This is a genomic window from Caballeronia zhejiangensis, assembly GCF_022879815.1.
GTDB classification, from domain to species: domain Bacteria; phylum Pseudomonadota; class Gammaproteobacteria; order Burkholderiales; family Burkholderiaceae; genus Caballeronia; species Caballeronia zhejiangensis.
This window is the reverse complement of sequence record NZ_CP084286.1, coordinates 400,494-416,248: the sequence shown is the minus strand read 5'-3', so window position 1 is coordinate 416,248 and position 15,755 is coordinate 400,494. Positions and strand designations below refer to the sequence as shown.

At 62.1% G+C, this 15,755-nt stretch carries 15 protein-coding genes and 1 pseudogene; 4 read left to right on the top strand and 12 right to left on the bottom strand.

Annotated features, from left to right (window positions below; all coding sequences use genetic code 11):
* Positions 1-40 precede the first annotated feature (40 nt).
* The 4 genes and pseudogenes from LDZ23_RS28100 to LDZ23_RS28085 form a co-directional block, all read left to right on the top strand.
* Positions 41-505, top strand: coding sequence for a DUF2345 domain-containing protein (locus LDZ23_RS28100; protein ID WP_081851801.1), 465 nt, complete (start codon positions 41-43; stop codon positions 503-505).
* Entirely contained in the window at positions 502-1,509 is a 1,008-nt protein-coding gene (locus LDZ23_RS28095; protein ID WP_144403781.1) for a DUF4123 domain-containing protein, read from the top strand. Before LDZ23_RS28100 ends, LDZ23_RS28095 begins: the two co-directional genes overlap by 4 nt.
* The gene (locus tag LDZ23_RS28090) at positions 1,502-2,350 is read left to right on the top strand and encodes a DUF3304 domain-containing protein (RefSeq protein WP_008346018.1); all 849 of its coding nucleotides are present in this window, start codon (positions 1,502-1,504) and stop codon (positions 2,348-2,350) included. The genes LDZ23_RS28095 and LDZ23_RS28090 overlap by 8 nt, the downstream gene beginning before the upstream one ends.
* Positions 2,343-2,771: pseudogene (locus LDZ23_RS28085) on the top strand (DUF3304 domain-containing protein); the annotation flags it as partial. The gene LDZ23_RS28090 and the pseudogene LDZ23_RS28085, both read left to right, overlap by 8 nt.
* Positions 2,772-3,224: 453 nt before the next feature.
* Here the strand turns inward: LDZ23_RS28085 and LDZ23_RS28080 are convergent.
* Genes LDZ23_RS28080 through LDZ23_RS28025 form a run of 12 tightly spaced genes read right to left on the bottom strand, consistent with a single transcriptional unit; the run spans position 3,225 to position 15,741 of the window.
* On the bottom strand, positions 3,225-4,643 hold the full coding sequence (locus LDZ23_RS28080) for an MFS transporter (RefSeq protein ID WP_008346015.1): 1,419 nt from the start codon (positions 4,641-4,643) through the stop codon (positions 3,225-3,227).
* Between the two features lie 28 nt (positions 4,644-4,671).
* Positions 4,672-5,889, bottom strand: coding sequence for an NAD(P)/FAD-dependent oxidoreductase (locus tag LDZ23_RS28075; RefSeq protein WP_008346012.1), 1,218 nt, complete (start codon positions 5,887-5,889; stop codon positions 4,672-4,674).
* Complete coding sequence (locus LDZ23_RS28070; RefSeq protein WP_008346011.1) at positions 5,882-6,847, bottom strand: VOC family protein; 966 nt, start codon at positions 6,845-6,847, stop codon at positions 5,882-5,884. Before LDZ23_RS28070 ends, LDZ23_RS28075 begins: the two co-directional genes overlap by 8 nt.
* Before the next feature lie 10 nt (positions 6,848-6,857).
* Positions 6,858-8,348: an aldehyde dehydrogenase gene (locus LDZ23_RS28065; protein ID WP_008346009.1), complete on the bottom strand. Its 1,491-nt coding sequence runs from the start codon at positions 8,346-8,348 to the stop codon at positions 6,858-6,860.
* A 14-nt stretch (positions 8,349-8,362) separates the two neighbouring features.
* A complete protein-coding gene (locus tag LDZ23_RS28060; RefSeq protein ID WP_008346008.1) occupies positions 8,363-9,187 on the bottom strand; it encodes an aspartate dehydrogenase in 825 nt (274 codons plus the stop codon).
* A complete protein-coding gene (locus LDZ23_RS28055; RefSeq protein WP_008346007.1) occupies positions 9,180-10,847 on the bottom strand; it encodes a thiamine pyrophosphate-binding protein in 1,668 nt (555 codons plus the stop codon). The genes LDZ23_RS28060 and LDZ23_RS28055 overlap by 8 nt, the downstream gene beginning before the upstream one ends.
* Entirely contained in the window at positions 10,840-11,655 is an 816-nt protein-coding gene (locus tag LDZ23_RS28050) for an SDR family oxidoreductase (RefSeq protein WP_244808271.1), read from the bottom strand. Before LDZ23_RS28050 ends, LDZ23_RS28055 begins: the two co-directional genes overlap by 8 nt.
* Positions 11,652-12,512 (bottom strand): IclR family transcriptional regulator, encoded by an 861-nt coding sequence (locus tag LDZ23_RS28045; protein WP_008346003.1) that lies wholly within the window; start codon positions 12,510-12,512, stop codon positions 11,652-11,654. The genes LDZ23_RS28050 and LDZ23_RS28045 overlap by 4 nt, the downstream gene beginning before the upstream one ends.
* Positions 12,509-13,369: an alpha/beta fold hydrolase gene (locus LDZ23_RS28040; protein ID WP_008346001.1), complete on the bottom strand. Its 861-nt coding sequence runs from the start codon at positions 13,367-13,369 to the stop codon at positions 12,509-12,511. Before LDZ23_RS28040 ends, LDZ23_RS28045 begins: the two co-directional genes overlap by 4 nt.
* 7 nt (positions 13,370-13,376) lie before the next feature.
* Complete coding sequence (locus LDZ23_RS28035; protein ID WP_244808270.1) at positions 13,377-13,904, bottom strand: cupin domain-containing protein; 528 nt, start codon at positions 13,902-13,904, stop codon at positions 13,377-13,379.
* A gap of 33 nt (positions 13,905-13,937) precedes the next feature.
* On the bottom strand, positions 13,938-14,690 hold the full coding sequence (locus LDZ23_RS28030) for an SDR family oxidoreductase (RefSeq protein WP_008345996.1): 753 nt from the start codon (positions 14,688-14,690) through the stop codon (positions 13,938-13,940).
* The gene (locus LDZ23_RS28025) at positions 14,683-15,741 is read right to left on the bottom strand and encodes an aromatic ring-hydroxylating dioxygenase subunit alpha (protein WP_008345995.1); all 1,059 of its coding nucleotides are present in this window, start codon (positions 15,739-15,741) and stop codon (positions 14,683-14,685) included. The genes LDZ23_RS28030 and LDZ23_RS28025 overlap by 8 nt, the downstream gene beginning before the upstream one ends.
* Between the last annotated feature and the right edge of the window lie 14 nt (positions 15,742-15,755).

Here is a 15,755-nt window from a genome sequence, read left to right as displayed (position 1 = left end):
CTGGAATACGCGTGAATCACAGCGCCGGAATGCGCCATGAGTGACGAACGAGCAGAACTGGAAGCGGAACTCGCGAGAACAATCACGCGATTCACACCGCTCTTGCTCGTCGGCATGGACCGGCGCCGCCGAAGCTGTTTCGCTTTTTGCGCAGACTCAGGGTATGCGGCTGACGGCGGCCAAACAGGACATCGTGGTCCATGCGCGAACCGGTGGCATGGAATTGTCGTCGTCGAAGGATATGCAATTCAATAGCATTGACGGCTCGATCGTGGCGCATTCAAAGGGGGCGATGACGCTCACGAGCGGCGGCGCTTATATCAAGATCGAAGGCGGCAACATCGAGTTGGGCGCTCCGGGCAGTGTTCTGCTGAAGTGCGGCAGCTTCAACTGGACCGGACCGGGCAGTGTGTCACTGCCGATGCCGAACATGCCGATCGGGCCGTGCAAAGAATGCCTGCTGGACGCGCATCGCGGTGTTGAAGCGATGACGGAGGTGGCGTGACCAACTCCCCTAAGATCGGTGCGACTGCCTTCCCACGGCCTGCTGAGGCTCATGGTGACTCGTCAGCGTTGCCTGTGTCGAATCGTGATGCCGATTGGCAAAGCTGTGTCGAGAGACTCTGCGCGATGTTCGATAGGTATGCTGGCGAAGCGCAGCCGGTTTTTTTGTACATGATGGTCGATGGGCGCGGAAATGCGGGGTTAGTTAATCTGCTTGAACGAGTTCCCGGTCTAAGCTACGTATCGCTGTGGCACGGTACGGAAATCGAGTCCTACACGGATATCGCGCCCTATTTGATCGCCCTTGATCGATGGCAACTTCAAGATGAGCGAAGTTTGCAATATCGTCTAGCTCGGCGAATTTGGCGCGAGGCAACCATTCCTATGGTGACGTGGCTTTGGTCATACAATGCCCTCGATGCAATGGCATCGCACTACCGGCGATATGTCACCTACTCGCTTCCGGATCGAAAAGAGTATTACCTGCATTTTTACGATAACCGGATTCTCGAACACCTGAGAAAGGTGTGGACTGAGGTGGAATGTCAGCAATTCATCGCGCCGTGTGTCGCTATCGACTACCGCAATCGCTTGCTGGTTGATGTGCACTGGGAAAACCCTCAACCCTCATGGGAATTCGAGACTGATAAGTTTTGCATCACAAACGAGCAACATCGTCAACTACTTAACCTTTTCTATGCGGACAAGCTCGCGCTCCAATTGCGAACCACATGCGGGGTGCGGCTAGATCATCCGACGGTGATTGACCTCTATACGTTGATTTGTGGCCAAATCGAGCGGGCAGAAAAATACCGCATAAACGATGGACCCGGGACATTGGATTACGTGACCTGTGGCGTACTCGTTTCGCCATCGTTCGACGAGCATCCCTTTGTTAATGAGCGTTTGCGTGCTGTCGCGAAAGGCGAGATGTCGTCAGTCGAAGCACTGGAGGGAGTGGGTGATGACATATGGAATGCCATTCAGAGGAAAGGTCATGCTTAACAAAAAGAAACGCAGCCGTTCCGTGTTTCGGATGCTGGAGGCAACGCTTTTAGTTCTGACACTTGCTGCCTGCGGCAAGGCCGAGCCGCTATACAGCGGAGTTTCCACCATGGGGCGGAATTATCTTCCCTACAACATGAATGGCTTCACGATCACCGACGCTTACGGGAATAAGGCAAGCGGTGGCGGCGATGATCCGCCCGGTGGTGGTGGTGGCATAGCATGCTGCTACAAGCTCAAAGGGACTGAGTTCACGGTGAAGTGGGACTACTACGATGTCGATCAGTGGTCTCCGGAGAATTCACACATAAAACACGCCGAAGCGAAAGTATCGATGCCTGCGACCGCAACGCCCGACAAGGTCGGCATGCGCATATTCGAAGTCCACTTCTTTCCCGATCGCCATGTCGAGTTGCAGTTTCCAGGCGGATTGCTCGATCCATCCCGCGTTCCGGTGGTCGAGGTATCGCGTTGGATGTCACAACACTACGAGAAAGATCTGGATGCGAAGTTCGCTGACAACTGGGCGGAGTCGCACCGGCGCATTGCACGTGTTGTCGCTGCCGCTTGGTTGAAATACAGGCTCACCGATCAGAAAGATCTCGAGCAGTTCGCATATTTTGCATTGCTGGTCAACAACAGGTTCGATGCACAGTCAGAGGTTCAGCGCATCCTGCAAGAAAGCAAGGACCAGCCCGGGCAATTTGCCAAAGCCATGCAGAATCTGCCTAAGGATCTGCTTGACGATTTGAAACGAGATAAGTTTGAAGCAGTCGCCGTGCCGGTCATCGAGGATGGTCTGTTGCCGCCGCCGCGTACAGAGGCTAAACAGAATGCGTAGTGACTTTAAGTTAGTCGAATCCCTGTCGCGAGCCGCGATCGTTATCTTTTCCCTTTCGACGCTTGTTGCCTGTGGAAAGTCAGAGCCAGTGTATAGCGGGATTTCCACGATGGGGCGGAACTATCTTCCCTACAACATGGATGGCTTCACGATTACCGACGCCTACGGGAATAAGGCGAGCGGCGGCGGCGATGAACCGCCCGGTGGTGGTGGCATAGCATGCTGCTACAAGCTTAAAGGGACGGAATTCACGGTGAAGTGGGACTACTACGATGTCGATCAGTGGCACAAGGGAGACGAGAGAATGTTCCACGCCGAAACAAAGGTCTCAATGCCATCAATGCCTATTCCTGACAAAGTCGGAACCCGCATCTTGGAAGTTCACTTCTATCCAGACCGTCATGTCGAATTCGCCGGTCCGCTTGACGTGCTGGCGCTGCGTCACTTCACACTGCCCTCGCGCATCCTCGTGACGAAGACGCTCGCCGAGAAGGCAACCGGGCCGCCGCCGCCGCCCTTGCCACCTGGTGCGCTGGCTGCCGCGCAGAAGGTTGGCGTCCCGTTACCGGGGGCGAACTGATGCACGCGGCGCGTTAGTTCACGCCGATCTGGAACGCGCGAGTGCGTGGTCCGAAGCGCCCCATCGGCGAATACATCGAACTGTGCAACCGAAAGCGGCCCCCCACTCGAGCCTGGCGGATCAAACGCCGGACGAGGCATACTTTGCGACGCTAACCGCGATTAAATCGGCAGCATGATCGCCCCGGACGTTCCACCTAAAAAACTCAGAAAACCCTCCGAACGAGCGAGGCCCCCTCTGGCCTCCGCTCAACAGGAAAGAGAAAGCCCCGCGCAAAGCGGGGCAACCATCCTCTCAAACCTCCAACTGCTCCAGCACCTTCCCCTTCGTCTCGATCCCCATGAAATGCACCGCCGCCGCCGCGACGACCGGCACGACCGCGAGCGCATAGAACGCGATGTCCATGTTCCCGCCCATCAGCGTCTTGCCGACGAGCGCCGGCGCGAAGATCGCCGCGATCTTGAGCCATGCGCCACCGAGACCACAACCGAAAGCGCGGATACTCGTCGGATATAACTCCGGCGTATAAACATAAGCGGTGATAAACCCGCAAGCCATGAAGCCGAGCGCGAGCGCGCAGAACGTCGCAACCACATACACAGACTGCGCGACGAACACGCCCGCGCATACCAGCGACAGCGCGCACAACACGAACGACCAGTTGATGACCGGCTTGCGCCCGACCTTGTCGACGATCAGCGCGCACGTCAGCGAGCCGATCACGCCCAGCACCGACGCCGCCACCGCAAGATTCAGCGCAAGCTGCAGCGGCGCGTGATAAACCGTCTTGTAGATCGTCGGCAACCACGTCGAGAGACCGTACTGCAGCACGCCGCACGTCATCCACAGCAGCGCGACGGCGATCGTGCGCTTCAGATACGCCGGCCCGATCAGATCGAGACGGCGCCGCTTCGGATGCCGATTCGCCATCGCTTCGAATTCGGCGAGATTGCCGAGCGGCGGCAACGGCCGCTTGACGGTCGCTTCGAATGCGGAAAGCGCATCGCCCGCTTCCTTCATGCGGCCGCGTTCACCGAGCCAGCGCGGCGATTCCGGCACCAGCGCGCGCAACATGAAGAACAGCACGAGCGGAATGCCGCCGATGAAATACATCGCTTCCCATCCGAATCGCGGCACGATCCACGCGCCGAGCGCATTCGATGCAAGCAGGCCGATCGGAAACACGATCTCATACAGCAGCACGAAGCGCCCGCGTCCATGCGCGCGGGTGATCTCGTTGATGTACGTCGCCGCCACCGGCAACTCGCCGCCGAGTCCGAGCCCCTGCACGATGCGCAAGGCGACGAACACGGCGAACGAAGGCGCGAAGCCGCATGCAATGCTCGTCAGTCCGATGATCCCCGAGCTCCACGCGATCGAACGCACGCGCCCGAAGCGTTCCGCAAGCGAAGGAAACAGGAATGCGCCGATCAATTGTCCGATCGATCCCGACGCGATCAGAAAGCCGACCTGTCCCGGCGTAAGCCCCCAACGCTGGATGAGCAGCGGCAAGGTCGCCGCGATGACGATGACATCGAAGCCATCGAAGAACGTCGCCGCGCCGATCAGAATCCGCGCGCGCACCTGCATCGCATTGGCGGGCAGCCGTTCGATGCGCGCGATGATCGATCCCTTCGTGACCGCGTGAGCGGCCGCGCTCGCGTCCGCGACTGTCGTGGCCGTGCCGCCGTGCTCAACGGCCGTGTTGCTCATGCTCCTCATGCCTGCTCCCGTCAATGTGTTATGCGAGTGCCTTCGCCGTATCCGCAAGCGACGCGATATCGACCGCGCGTCCCTGGCTCATCCATTTCTTCGCGACCTTCAGATCGCGCGTCGCGTTGATCGCGATGACGCCGCGCAATACATCGCCTTCGAAGAAGAAGAGCGATGCACGACGCGCGTCCAGATCGCCGCGCACGACAGGCGTCGCGCCCGGCGGAATGTCGCCGAGAATCTGCAGGTTCACGTCGTACTGATCCGACCAGAACCACGGAATCTCCGCATACGGCGTGCGAACGCCGAGCACGGCGCGGGCCGTCGCGATCGCCTGGTTCTGCGCGTTCGCCCACGATTCGAGACGCACGCGGCGCTTCAGCCACGCATTCGGATGATTGGCGACATCGCCGCAAGCGAACACATGTGCATCGTGGGTCGCGCCGAATTCATCGACGACGATGCCGTCGTTCACTTCGATGCCCGCGCTTTCCGCGAGCGCCGTGTGCGGCGCGAGACCGATGCCCGCGACGGCAAAGCCGGCGTCGATGAACGTGCCATCGGCCATCGAAGCGCGCACGCCGCGTTCGCAGTCTTCGAGCGATACGACCGATGCATTCAAACGTACATCGACACCGTTATCGCGATGCAACTTCAGCAGAAAGTCCGACACGCTCGCGGGCACCGAACGTCCGCACAGACGCGGCGCACCTTCGATCACGGTCACATCGACGCCGAGCTTCTTCGCGGTCGCCGCGACTTCAAGGCCGATCCATCCGCCGCCGATCACGAGCAGGCGCTTCGCATGACTCTCGCGCAGACGCTTGCCGATATGCACCGCATCGTCGAGCGTGCGCAGATAGGCAAGATGCGAAGTCTTCACGAGCGATGCCGGCAGACGGCGCGCCGCACCGCCCGTTGCGATGACAAGCCGGTCGTACTGCACTTCGCGTCCGCTCGCGGTACGCACGATGCGCGCGTCGCGATCGATCGACGTCGCGCGTTCCGGCTGCCACGCTTCGACGTTCAACGCGGCGAATGCATCGTGATCGACGAGACGCACGGTTTCGATATCCGCTTCGCCCGCGAGCACGGCCTTCGACAACGGCGGGCGCTCATAAGGAAGATGAATCTCGTCGGCGATCATCACGACGCGGCCATCGAAGCCCTCCTTGCGCAACGTCTTCACGATCCAGCCCGCCGCCTGTCCGCCGCCGATCACGACGACTGTCTGAAGATCAGCCATTTTTCCGCTCCGTCATGAACTTGCCTTCGGGCGCCTTCGCCTCTTTCTGGCGGCGCGTGTTGCCGTCGAGACCTCCATCGACGGCCCATTCCGCAAACACGGTCGGACCCGGCTCGAACTCGCGCGGCTGCCATTCGGGCGTGAGCACGTCTTCATCCGCGTAATACTCGATGAGACCGCCCGCCGGATTCTTGAAGTACCAGAAGTACGCCGACGAAACCGGATGACGTCCCGGTCCGAGTTGCGTGGTCCATCCGCAGCGGCTGATATGCAGGCCGCCGCCGAAGACTTCGTGGATGTCGCGCACCGTGAACGCGACGTGATTCAGGCCGCGTTTTCCATCGGGTAGTTGCAAGAGAAACAAATCGTGATGACCGCCATGCGGCGCGCAACGCATGAACGCGCCGCGTCCCGGATAGCGATCCGATGTCTCGAAGCCGAGCAGCTCGTGATAGAACTTTTCCTGCTCCGCGACGCAGTTCGTGAAGAACACGACGTGTCCCACTTCGACGGGTTCCGCGCGCTCATAGACGGGGCTCGGCGTATCGATGCGCTGCGCGTTGCCCCACACGTTCGACAGTGAGCCCTTCACGTCGATGTCGCGCTTCTTCGTCACTTCCACACGAATCGCCATGCCGTTCGGATCGATGCAACCGACCGCATCGTCGGTTTCGATGTGACCGGGCTGGCCCGCGAAGCGTCCGCGCAACGCGTCGAGTTCGGCGCGCGTCGCGACGGACCACGTCACTTCGCGCAACGTCGGACCGCCTTCGAATGCGGGCGGCAGCGCGGGATCGTCGGCCAATGCAAGCAGCACTTCGCAGCCGTTGAGCGTTTCGAAACGCGCGCGCGCTTCATCGTGCGCGACTTCCTTCAATCCCCAGTCCGCGAAAAAGCGCCGGCAGGTGTCGAGATCGGTCACGCCGTAGGTGATGCGTTCAATGCCAAGGATCGTCATGGCAACTCCTTCAGTTCGCCCACGGCAGCGGGGCATCGTTCAAGCCCCAGTACAGGCTCTTTTGCTGCATGTATTCGCGCAGGCCGAGACGGCCTTTCTCGCGTCCCATGCCGCTGTCTTTCCATCCGCCGAAAGGCGTCGAAATCGAAAACTGCTTGTACGTGTTGATCCAGACCGTGCCCGCGCTCAACGCGCGCGCGAGGTTCCATGCACGCTTGTAGTCGCGCGTCCAGATGCCGGCGGCGAGACCGAACACGCTGTCGTTCGCTTGCTGCAACAACGCGGCTTCGTCGTCGAAGGGCAGGGCGGCAAGCACCGGGCCGAAGATTTCTTCCTGACACATGCGCGCATCGTTCGCGAGACCTTCGATGATCGTCGGCAGATAGAAGAAGCCTTTCTCGCGGCCATCGCCCGTCGGACGTTCGCCGCCGCATAACAGCGTGCCGCCTTCTTCGAGACCGAGCGCGACATAGCGTTCGATGCTCTCGCGATGCTGCGATGTGATGAGCGGACCCATCTGCGTGATTTCGCGCGTGGGATCGCCGACGCGCAGCCCGCGTGCGCGATCGACGAGACGCGACATGAACTCGCCGTACACCTTGCGTTCGACGAAGAGCCGCGATCCCGCGATGCACGATTCGCCCGATGAACTGAAGATGCCGTACAGCACGCCGTTCACTGCGTGATCGAGATCGGCATCGGCATAGACGATGGTCGGCGACTTGCCGCCCAGTTCGAGCGATACCGGCATCAGCTTTTCCGCGGCAAGACGCGCAATACCGCGACCGACTTCGGTGCCGCCCGTGAACGCGACCTTCTTGACGAGCGGATGACGCACGAGCGCATCGCCGATGACCGAGCCCTTGCCGGGCAACACGCTCACGACGCCTTTCGGCACGCCCGCTTCCTCGCAGATGCGCGCGAGCGCAAGCGATGCCAGCGGCGTCACTTCAGCGGGCTTCAGCACGACCGCGTTGCCGGCCGCGAGCGCAGGCGCGAGCTTTTGCGCATCGGATGCGATCGGCGAATTCCACGGCGTGATTGCCGCGATGACGCCGAGCGGTTCGTGCACGCTCATCGTCAGATAATCGCCGCGTGAAGGCGTGAGTTCTTCTTCGAGCGTTTCGAGGCACGCTGCGAAGTAGCGGAACGTGTTGGCCGCGCTCGTGACCAGGGCGCGCGTTTCGCTGATCGGCTTGCCGTTGTCGCGGCGCTGCAATTGCGCGAGCGCTTCATGACGCGCTTCGATCAGATTCGCGATGCGATGCAGAACCGCAGCACGCTGATGCGGCTTCAGTCCGGCCCAATCGGCCTGCCTGTAAGCGCGATCCGCGATCTCGACGGCTTCGCGCGCGTCGTCGGCATCGGCGGTGCTGATCTCCGCGTTGACGGATTGATCGGCGGGATAGATGCTCGCGTACTGATTGCCGCGCCCTTTGCGCCACTCGCCGCCGATATAGATATCGCCGGACGCTACGAGCGAAGTGTCGGGATGATTCATCTTTCTGAAGCTCCTTAGATGACGCAACGCGCGGCGCGATTGCGCAACGCACGGATCGCGCTGAATGCAGTCAACGCCGATGTCTTCGGATTCGACGGCAACGGCTTGCCGCACATTTCCAGCGACATCTCGCCGAACGCGCCGCGTGCGACGATGCGATGCACGTTGCGCTCGACAGCCGGATCGGCGATGAGACGCACGCGTGTGCCATCGAGCCCGAGTCCCGCCAACGCAATGGTCGCCGCGACGTTCGCGTTCTTCGGATAGAGACGCGCCGCATCGCGTGCAGTGCCTTCGAAGATGACCTTCTCTTCAGTCAGCGACTTCAGATCGCAGAGCGTTTCAGCAGGCGTGCCGAGCCAGCCGAGCGGCGGCTTGCGGCCGGTGTACTGCACGTCGTCCAGGCCGCCTTCCTTCGCGGCGGCGAGCGCATCGACGCCGCCGATCGCACCCGAGAGCAGCGTGATCGTGGCCGCGCCTTCATTGGCGGCATTGGCGAGGGCATCGAGCAAGCCGGCTTCCGACAGCGCGCCGATCGATGCGACCGCGCAATCCGTGCCCGACTTCAGCAACGGCACGACATGATCGACGAGCGCCGCATGTCCCGCGCATTCGAGCGCGAATTCCGGATGACTGGCGAGCGCATCGACGTGGGACACGACATCGACGTTATCGCCGAGCACCGCGCGCACGTTGTCGCGATCGCGTTCCGGCACGATCACATGCGAGATGCGAACGAGCGGATCGTTGTCGAGCGCGCGATACACCGCCGAACCGATCGCGCCGAAGCCGATCATCGCGATGTCGATCGCTTGCCGTGCATGGAGGGGATCACGCATATTCCGGCTCCTTCGGCTCTTCCTTCTTGACGGGCGGCCCGGCGAACGCGGTCGCGAACGAGCCGACCGACAGCATGTCCACTTCGACCAGCACCGGGCCATCGATCGCGAGCCCTTCGCGCACGATGTCATCGGCCTGATCGAGCGACGTGATGCGGCGATGCGCAAGGCCGAGACTCGCGCAGAACTGCGCGAAATCCGGCTGATGCAGATCGACGAACATGCGGCGTCCGCCGTAGTTCGCGTCCTGAATGTTGCGGATCACGCCGTAGCATTGATCGTTCATCAGCACGATCATGACGTTGGCCTTTTCCTGCACGGCGGTTGCGAGCTCGCCGACATTGACCATCAGACCGCCATCGCCGACGAGCGCGACAGTCTTCTTCGCCGCGCCCGAAAGCGCGGCGCCGATCGCCATCTGCATGCCTTGCCCGATGCCGCCGCCGAGCGCATGCACGCCCGCGCGCGGATTGAAAATCTTCAGCAGGCGGTTGCCCCACGTGCTGTTGGAGATCGTCACGTCGCGGACCCAGTTGTAATCGCGGCCCACCGCGCGTTGCAGCGAATCGACGAGACGCTTGTACGGTCCAAGTCCCTTCGACACTTCCGCGACGGCCGTTTCGCGCGCTGCCGCGAGATCGCTCGCGAACGCGGCATCGATGCGGATGCGGCCTTCGAGCAGCGTCGCGAGTTCATCGAGCACGCGCGATGCATCGCCATGCACGAAGAGTTCGTTGCGATAGCCGCGGTTATCGGCGAGCGCATCGGCGTCGATGCGATAAAGCGGCTGCGGCAGCGCGAGCTTGTACTTCAGCGTTTCGTTGCCGCGCAGACGCGAGCCGACGACGACGAGCGCATCGCAGGTCTTGTAGAACGCTTCGACGGACGGATGCACGTTGAATGCGCCGAGCGTCGCCGGATGATCTTCCGGCAGCACGCCGCGACCTTGCACGCTCGTCACCACGCCGAAGCCGAGCTTCACGAGGCGCTCGACCGCGCCGCGCGCATGACGCGTGCCGCCGCCGAGCCATAGCAACGGACGCTTCGCGTTCGTGAGCGCATCGGCGAGCTGCTTCACGCGCAGACTGTCGTGCGTGAGCATGCCGACGTGCGGCGCGGCGAGATCGGCGGGCCATTCGATTTCAGCGGCCTGAATGTCGATGGGAATCTCGACGCTCACCGGGCCCGCAGGCGCAGTGAGCGCGACGCGCACGGCTTCGCGAATCGTCGGCAACGCGGTGTCCACGGTGCGTACGCGAAACGCCGCCTTGGAGATGGATTGCAGCATCGACAACTGATCGGGCGCTTCGTGGATATACGCGAGATCCTGATCGAGATACTCGGTTTCGATCTGCCCGGTGATATGCAGCAACGCCGTGCCCGCGGTCAGCGCTTCGACCATCGCGCCCGCTGCGTTGCCGGCAGCCGTGCCCGTCGACGTGAACGCGACGCCGAGTTCGCCGGATACGCGCGCGAGGCCGTCGGCCATGTTCAGGGCGCCCGCTTCGCCGCGCGCGCCGACATAGCGGATGTTGCCGCGACGCCCGATCGCATCGAGGATCGGCATGTTGTGAATCGAGATCACGCCGAACGCCGTGCGGACGCCGCATTGTTCGAGGAACGCGGCGATCAGTTCGCCGACCGTGGTTTTTTCAGACATGACGAGCAAAGCCTCCGGAAACATCGATATGGCTGCCGGTCGTGTACGACGACAGCGTTGTTGCGAGATAGAAGAGCGCCTGCGCCGCTTCTTCGGGCAAGCCGAAGCGGGCGAGCGGAATGTTTTTCTTGCGCGCGAGCTCGCCGGTCCATTCTTCCCAGCTTTGGCGCGTGGGGTTATCGGCGTTTTCGTTCGAGTAGTTCTGATAGCGACGCTTCCATTGCCCCGATTCGACGATGCCGATCAGAATCGAATTCACGCGGATGCGTTGCGGCGCGAGTTCCGTCGCAAGCGATTTCACGAGACTCAACACGCCCGCGCGCGCCGATGAAGTCGCGACCATATGCGGCTCTGGTTGCAGCGCGAGCAGCGAGTTCACGCAGACGATCGCGGGCGAAGGCGCATCTTTCAGCATCGGCAAGAAGGCGCGCGTCGGACGAATGATGCTGAAGTACTTCAGTTCCAGTTCGTCGCGCCAGGCGTCGTCGGTGGTATCGGCGAATGTGGAGACGCGGCCCTGACCCGCGTTATTCACGAGCATGTCGACGCGGCGGAAGCGTTGCATTACCTGCGATGCGAATGCGTTCACTTGCTCCGCGTCGAGCACGTCGCAACGCGCGGCGAACAGTTGCGCTTGCGGGAATTCATCGGCGAGCGTTGCCTGCGCGCCTTGCAGACGTTCGCTGTCGCGCCCGCAAATGGCCACCGATGCGCCCGCTTGCAAGAACAACTTCGCCGTCGCGAGACCGATGCCCGACGAACCGCCGGTGACGACAGCGACCTGGTCCGAGAGATCGATTCGAATCATTGCAACCCCAGAGATTTCATGTAGCGGTTCGACGCGGACGCACGCGCGCCCGGGCGATAGTTGAGACGCATCGAGAGCGCATCGGCGGCTTCGCGAACCTTGTCGACGAGACCGCTGTCGAGCAACGCTGCGTCGATTTCGGGACGCGGAATCGTCGTCGTGATGACGGCGACGATGCGTCCCGTGTCGTTGCGAACGGGCGCGGTGACGACCGATATGCCGCGCTCGAACGACGACTGGCTTGTCGCGTAGCCGCGTTCGGCGTCTTCCTTCACGCGCTCGAAGAGCTCTTCGACCGTTTCGGGCGTGGACGTCGTGAAGCGTTCGAGATGCGCTTCCGGATAGAGCGCGCGCAGTTCATCGAGCGAAAGATCGCCCATCAGAACGTGGCCGTGCGTCGTCGCATGGGCGGGAAGGCGCGTGCCGACGTTCACCTTCACCGAACTGAAGATAGGCGCGTGACTCTGCGCTTTCGCGACGAACACGACATCGCGGCCATCGCGAATGAGGATGTGGCTCGTGAGACCGGTCGCGTCGCGCAATGCTTCGATGATCGGCAGGCCGAGATCGGTGAGTTCAAGCGAGCTCAGATATTCGAAGCCGAGACGCAGCACGGCGACGCCCAGCCGATAGTTGCGGTCCTTGTCCGCGCGCTCCAGAAAGCCGAGCGATTCGAGCGTCTGCAACAGGCGGAAAACCGTCGTGCGCGGAATGCCGAGGCGTCGCGACAATTCGGGCGCGCCAAGCACCGGTTCGCGCGGCGAGAACTCGGTGAGGATCTTCAATCCGCGTTCGAGTCCCGGCACGATGTAAGTCGGTTCGCCCTTGTCGGCTTCTTCCGTGGCGAGGGATGTCATTGCGGTACTCCGTCTTTCGTGTGGGATTCGATGCTTTCGCAAAACGCATCGATCAATGCGGTGTATGCAGCGGGTGATTCGACGTAGCCTGCATGGCCCGCACGCGGCATCACTTGCAGATTGACCCGCGCGGCCTGCGCGATGCGCTCGCATGCGTCGGGCGGCGTGATCGCATCGTCCGCGCCGACGGCGACCGCGATGCGTCCGTGAAAGCGCGCGATATCCGCTGCGAGATCGGCGTTGGCAAGCAGATGCGTCGCTTGCGCATAGCCTGCGGGGACGATGCGCGCCATGTTCCAGCGGACCCATTCGCGCGCTTCATCGTCGGCGTAGTGCGAAAGCATGTTGGCGCTGCGCTCGCGTGCGAGTCCTTGCGGGCCGAGTTCGTTCAGCATCTTCAAACGTGCATCGCGTTTCGATTCGCGCACTTCCTTCGATGCAGCGCCATAACCCGCAGCCGGCGATATCAGCAGCAGGCCCGCGACGCGCTGTGGCGTATGCACGGCGAATGATCCCGCGATGATCGCGCCGAGCGAATGGCCGACGATCACGCATCGATCGATATCGAGCGCATCGAGCCACGCGCGCAACGCTTGCCCGTAATCGAGCGCAAGCGGCGAATCGTTACGTATGCAACTAGATTCGCCATACCCCGGCGCGTCCCATGCGATGACACGCCGCTTCGCACCGAGCGCGTCGAGCTGCCGGACCCACGACGCCGCGCCCGACCCGATCCCATGCAGCAGCACGACGGGCAGCGCGCGCCGATGCATCGCACCTGCCTCGCGATAACCCGTGATGCCGTGCGCGGTTTCGATATGCGTGTCGGGAAAGCACGCGAGCGTCTGGATGTTCATGCGAGCCTCAGCGCTTCAACTTCGCCAGCGGCGAATCCGGCGGATACGTCGGCGTGATGGGTTTCGGCGCGCCGAGCATCACGCACATCAGCGCGTCTTCCTCGCCGATGTTGATCTCCGTGCGATACACGCCCGGCGGCACGGAAATGAGATCGCGCTCGCCGAGCACGGCTTCCCACGTTTGTCCGTCCTTCTCGCAGACGACTTTCATCTTTCCGCGCAGCACGAAGAAAATCTCTTCGACGTCGATATGAATATGACTCGGCCCGATGTTGCCGGCGGGAATGACCATCGTCGAAAACGTGAAGCTGCCTGCGGGAATCGTGTTCATGTCCTTCGATACACCCGTGCCGCCCGTGCCGACATAACGCATCTGCGCGCGACGATACTTCGGGTCGTAGTCGGCCTGGAACTTGAGCGCGTCCCAGTCGCAACGGCGCGTTTCGAGGCGCGCGACGCGCGTGTCCATCCATTGTGCGAAGCTCGCTTCGGCGGGCTGATCCCACGACTTGCGTTCGATGTCTGCATCGGCCATTGCTTTCTCCAGGTTCCAATCAAATAGAGCGAATCAATTCATCACGAAGCCGCCGTTCACCGGCAGCAACTGGCCCGTTACGAAGCGCGCCGCATCCGAGAGCAGGAACAGCACGGGGCCGTTCACGTCGTCGGGGACTTGCGCGCGCGTCAATGCGCGGCCTTTGAGGTAATACTCGTGACGCTCGGCGGGCACATATGCGGTGGCTTCCACTTCGGTGAGGCCGGGCGCGATCGCGTTGACGGTCACGTTGTCCGCGCCGAACTCGCGGGCGAGCGAGCGCGTCATCGCGATCACCGCGCCCTTGCTCGCGACGTATGCGAGCAGCTTCGGCGCGCCCCACAGCGCCGTATCGGATGCGATGTTCACGATCGCGCCGCGTCCCGAATCCTTCAGATGCGGCAGGCACGCGACGCTCATCAGCCAAGTGCCGCGCACGTTCACGTTCATCACCGCATCCCATGTTTGCGGTGTGAGCTCGCTGGCGGACTTGCCGCCCGAGTTGGTGATCGCGGCGTTGTTGATGAGCGCATCGAGACCGCCCAACGCATTCGTGCCTTGTTCGACGAATTCGGCGATGCTTCGCGGTTCGTTCAGATCGAGCGGGAAGAAGTGCACGTCACGCAGTTCGCGCGCAAGTGCTTCGCCTTCTTCGCTAAGCACATCGCCGAACGCGACGTGCGCGCCTTGCCCGACGAGCGCGCGCACGAAGGCCGCGCCGAGTCCGCGAGCGCCGCCGGTCACGATCACGCGACGGCCGTCGAGCGCTTTCGACGCATCACGCATGAGCGTGCTCCGTGTTCTTCGGCAATGCTTCGAGCGCGGCGAGATGTTGCTGCGCGCGCTGCTTCAACATGCGACGCACGCGCGTCATGCCGACATCGTGCTGATAGAGGAATTCGTGATCGCGTGCGTTCGGCGCCAGGCTTTCGAGCACATAGCGGTCTTGTTCGAGCACGGCCCAGTGCAGTCCTTCGAGACGATTGCGATACAGGAAGCGCCACGCATCGCGCTGCCATCCGGAGACCTTGCGCGTGCGCCAGAAGTAGACCTGGCAGTTGTCGTTGTCGACGGGCGTAGCAAAACCGATGATCCCGAAGTTGCCGCCGGGCCCGAACTTCTTCTTGTACGGAATCGCGAGGCGCATCCACAGGCAGCCGGTTTCGCCGAGCTCCACCCAGTCGAAGTTCACGTCGCGCTGATTGACCTTCTCGAACATCAAGCCAGTTTCGGTCTTGCGCACGCGCATGTCGGCCTGCTTGTCGCCCTCGGCCATCGAATGCGATGTCGCGTGGAGATACGCGCCGTGCATCGGGTCCATCACGTTGTCGATCGCGTACTGGTAATTGCACTTCCAGTGCGACATGCACAGGAAGCTCGCGTATTCCTCGGCGACGAGTTCTTCGGGCAGCACGAGCGGCGCGGGTTCCTTGTTGGCGTCGTCGCCGAACCAGAGGAAGATCGCGCCCGCGCGTTCTTCGACGGGGTACGACTTCACGCACTTCTGGCCTTCGAGCGGGCACGCGGACACGGCGGGCACTTTCTGCACAGTGCCGCTGCCATCGACTTCGATGCCGTGATACCAGCACGCGACGCTGCCGCCGAGATTCCAGCCGAGCGACAGACGCGCACCGCGATGCGGACAGCGATCTTCGAGCGCATGCACTTTGCCTTCGTTGTCGCGCCAGAGCACGATCTGATCGCCGAGTCGCGTCAAGCCGATGGGCGCATTCGCCACTTGCCAGCTCGGCGCCACGGGATACCAGTAATTGCGCAAGCCGCGATCGAGATAGGCCTGAACGGGATCGGCGGCGGTTGTTTGCTGAGGGGACGTCATGGGAAGAAGCTCCT

Coding starts and splice junctions, on each gene's coding strand:
- LDZ23_RS28090 (WP_008346018.1), top strand. CDS start 1,502: ATGCTTAACAAAAAGAAACGCAGCCGTTCCGTGTTTCGGATGCTGGAG.
- LDZ23_RS28080 (WP_008346015.1), bottom strand. CDS start 4,643: ATGAGCAACACGGCCGTTGAGCACGGCGGCACGGCCACGACAGTCGCG.
- LDZ23_RS28075 (WP_008346012.1), bottom strand. CDS start 5,889: ATGGCTGATCTTCAGACAGTCGTCGTGATCGGCGGCGGACAGGCGGCG.
- LDZ23_RS28070 (WP_008346011.1), bottom strand. CDS start 6,847: ATGACGATCCTTGGCATTGAACGCATCACCTACGGCGTGACCGATCTC.
- LDZ23_RS28065 (WP_008346009.1), bottom strand. CDS start 8,348: ATGAATCATCCCGACACTTCGCTCGTAGCGTCCGGCGATATCTATATC.
- LDZ23_RS28060 (WP_008346008.1), bottom strand. CDS start 9,187: ATGCGTGATCCCCTCCATGCACGGCAAGCGATCGACATCGCGATGATC.
- LDZ23_RS28055 (WP_008346007.1), bottom strand. CDS start 10,847: ATGTCTGAAAAAACCACGGTCGGCGAACTGATCGCCGCGTTCCTCGAA.
- LDZ23_RS28050 (WP_244808271.1), bottom strand. CDS start 11,655: ATGATTCGAATCGATCTCTCGGACCAGGTCGCTGTCGTCACCGGCGGT.
- LDZ23_RS28045 (WP_008346003.1), bottom strand. CDS start 12,512: ATGACATCCCTCGCCACGGAAGAAGCCGACAAGGGCGAACCGACTTAC.
- LDZ23_RS28040 (WP_008346001.1), bottom strand. CDS start 13,369: ATGAACATCCAGACGCTCGCGTGCTTTCCCGACACGCATATCGAAACC.
- LDZ23_RS28035 (WP_244808270.1), bottom strand. CDS start 13,904: ATGGCCGATGCAGACATCGAACGCAAGTCGTGGGATCAGCCCGCCGAA.
- LDZ23_RS28030 (WP_008345996.1), bottom strand. CDS start 14,690: ATGCGTGATGCGTCGAAAGCGCTCGACGGCCGTCGCGTGATCGTGACC.
- LDZ23_RS28025 (WP_008345995.1), bottom strand. CDS start 15,741: ATGACGTCCCCTCAGCAAACAACCGCCGCCGATCCCGTTCAGGCCTAT.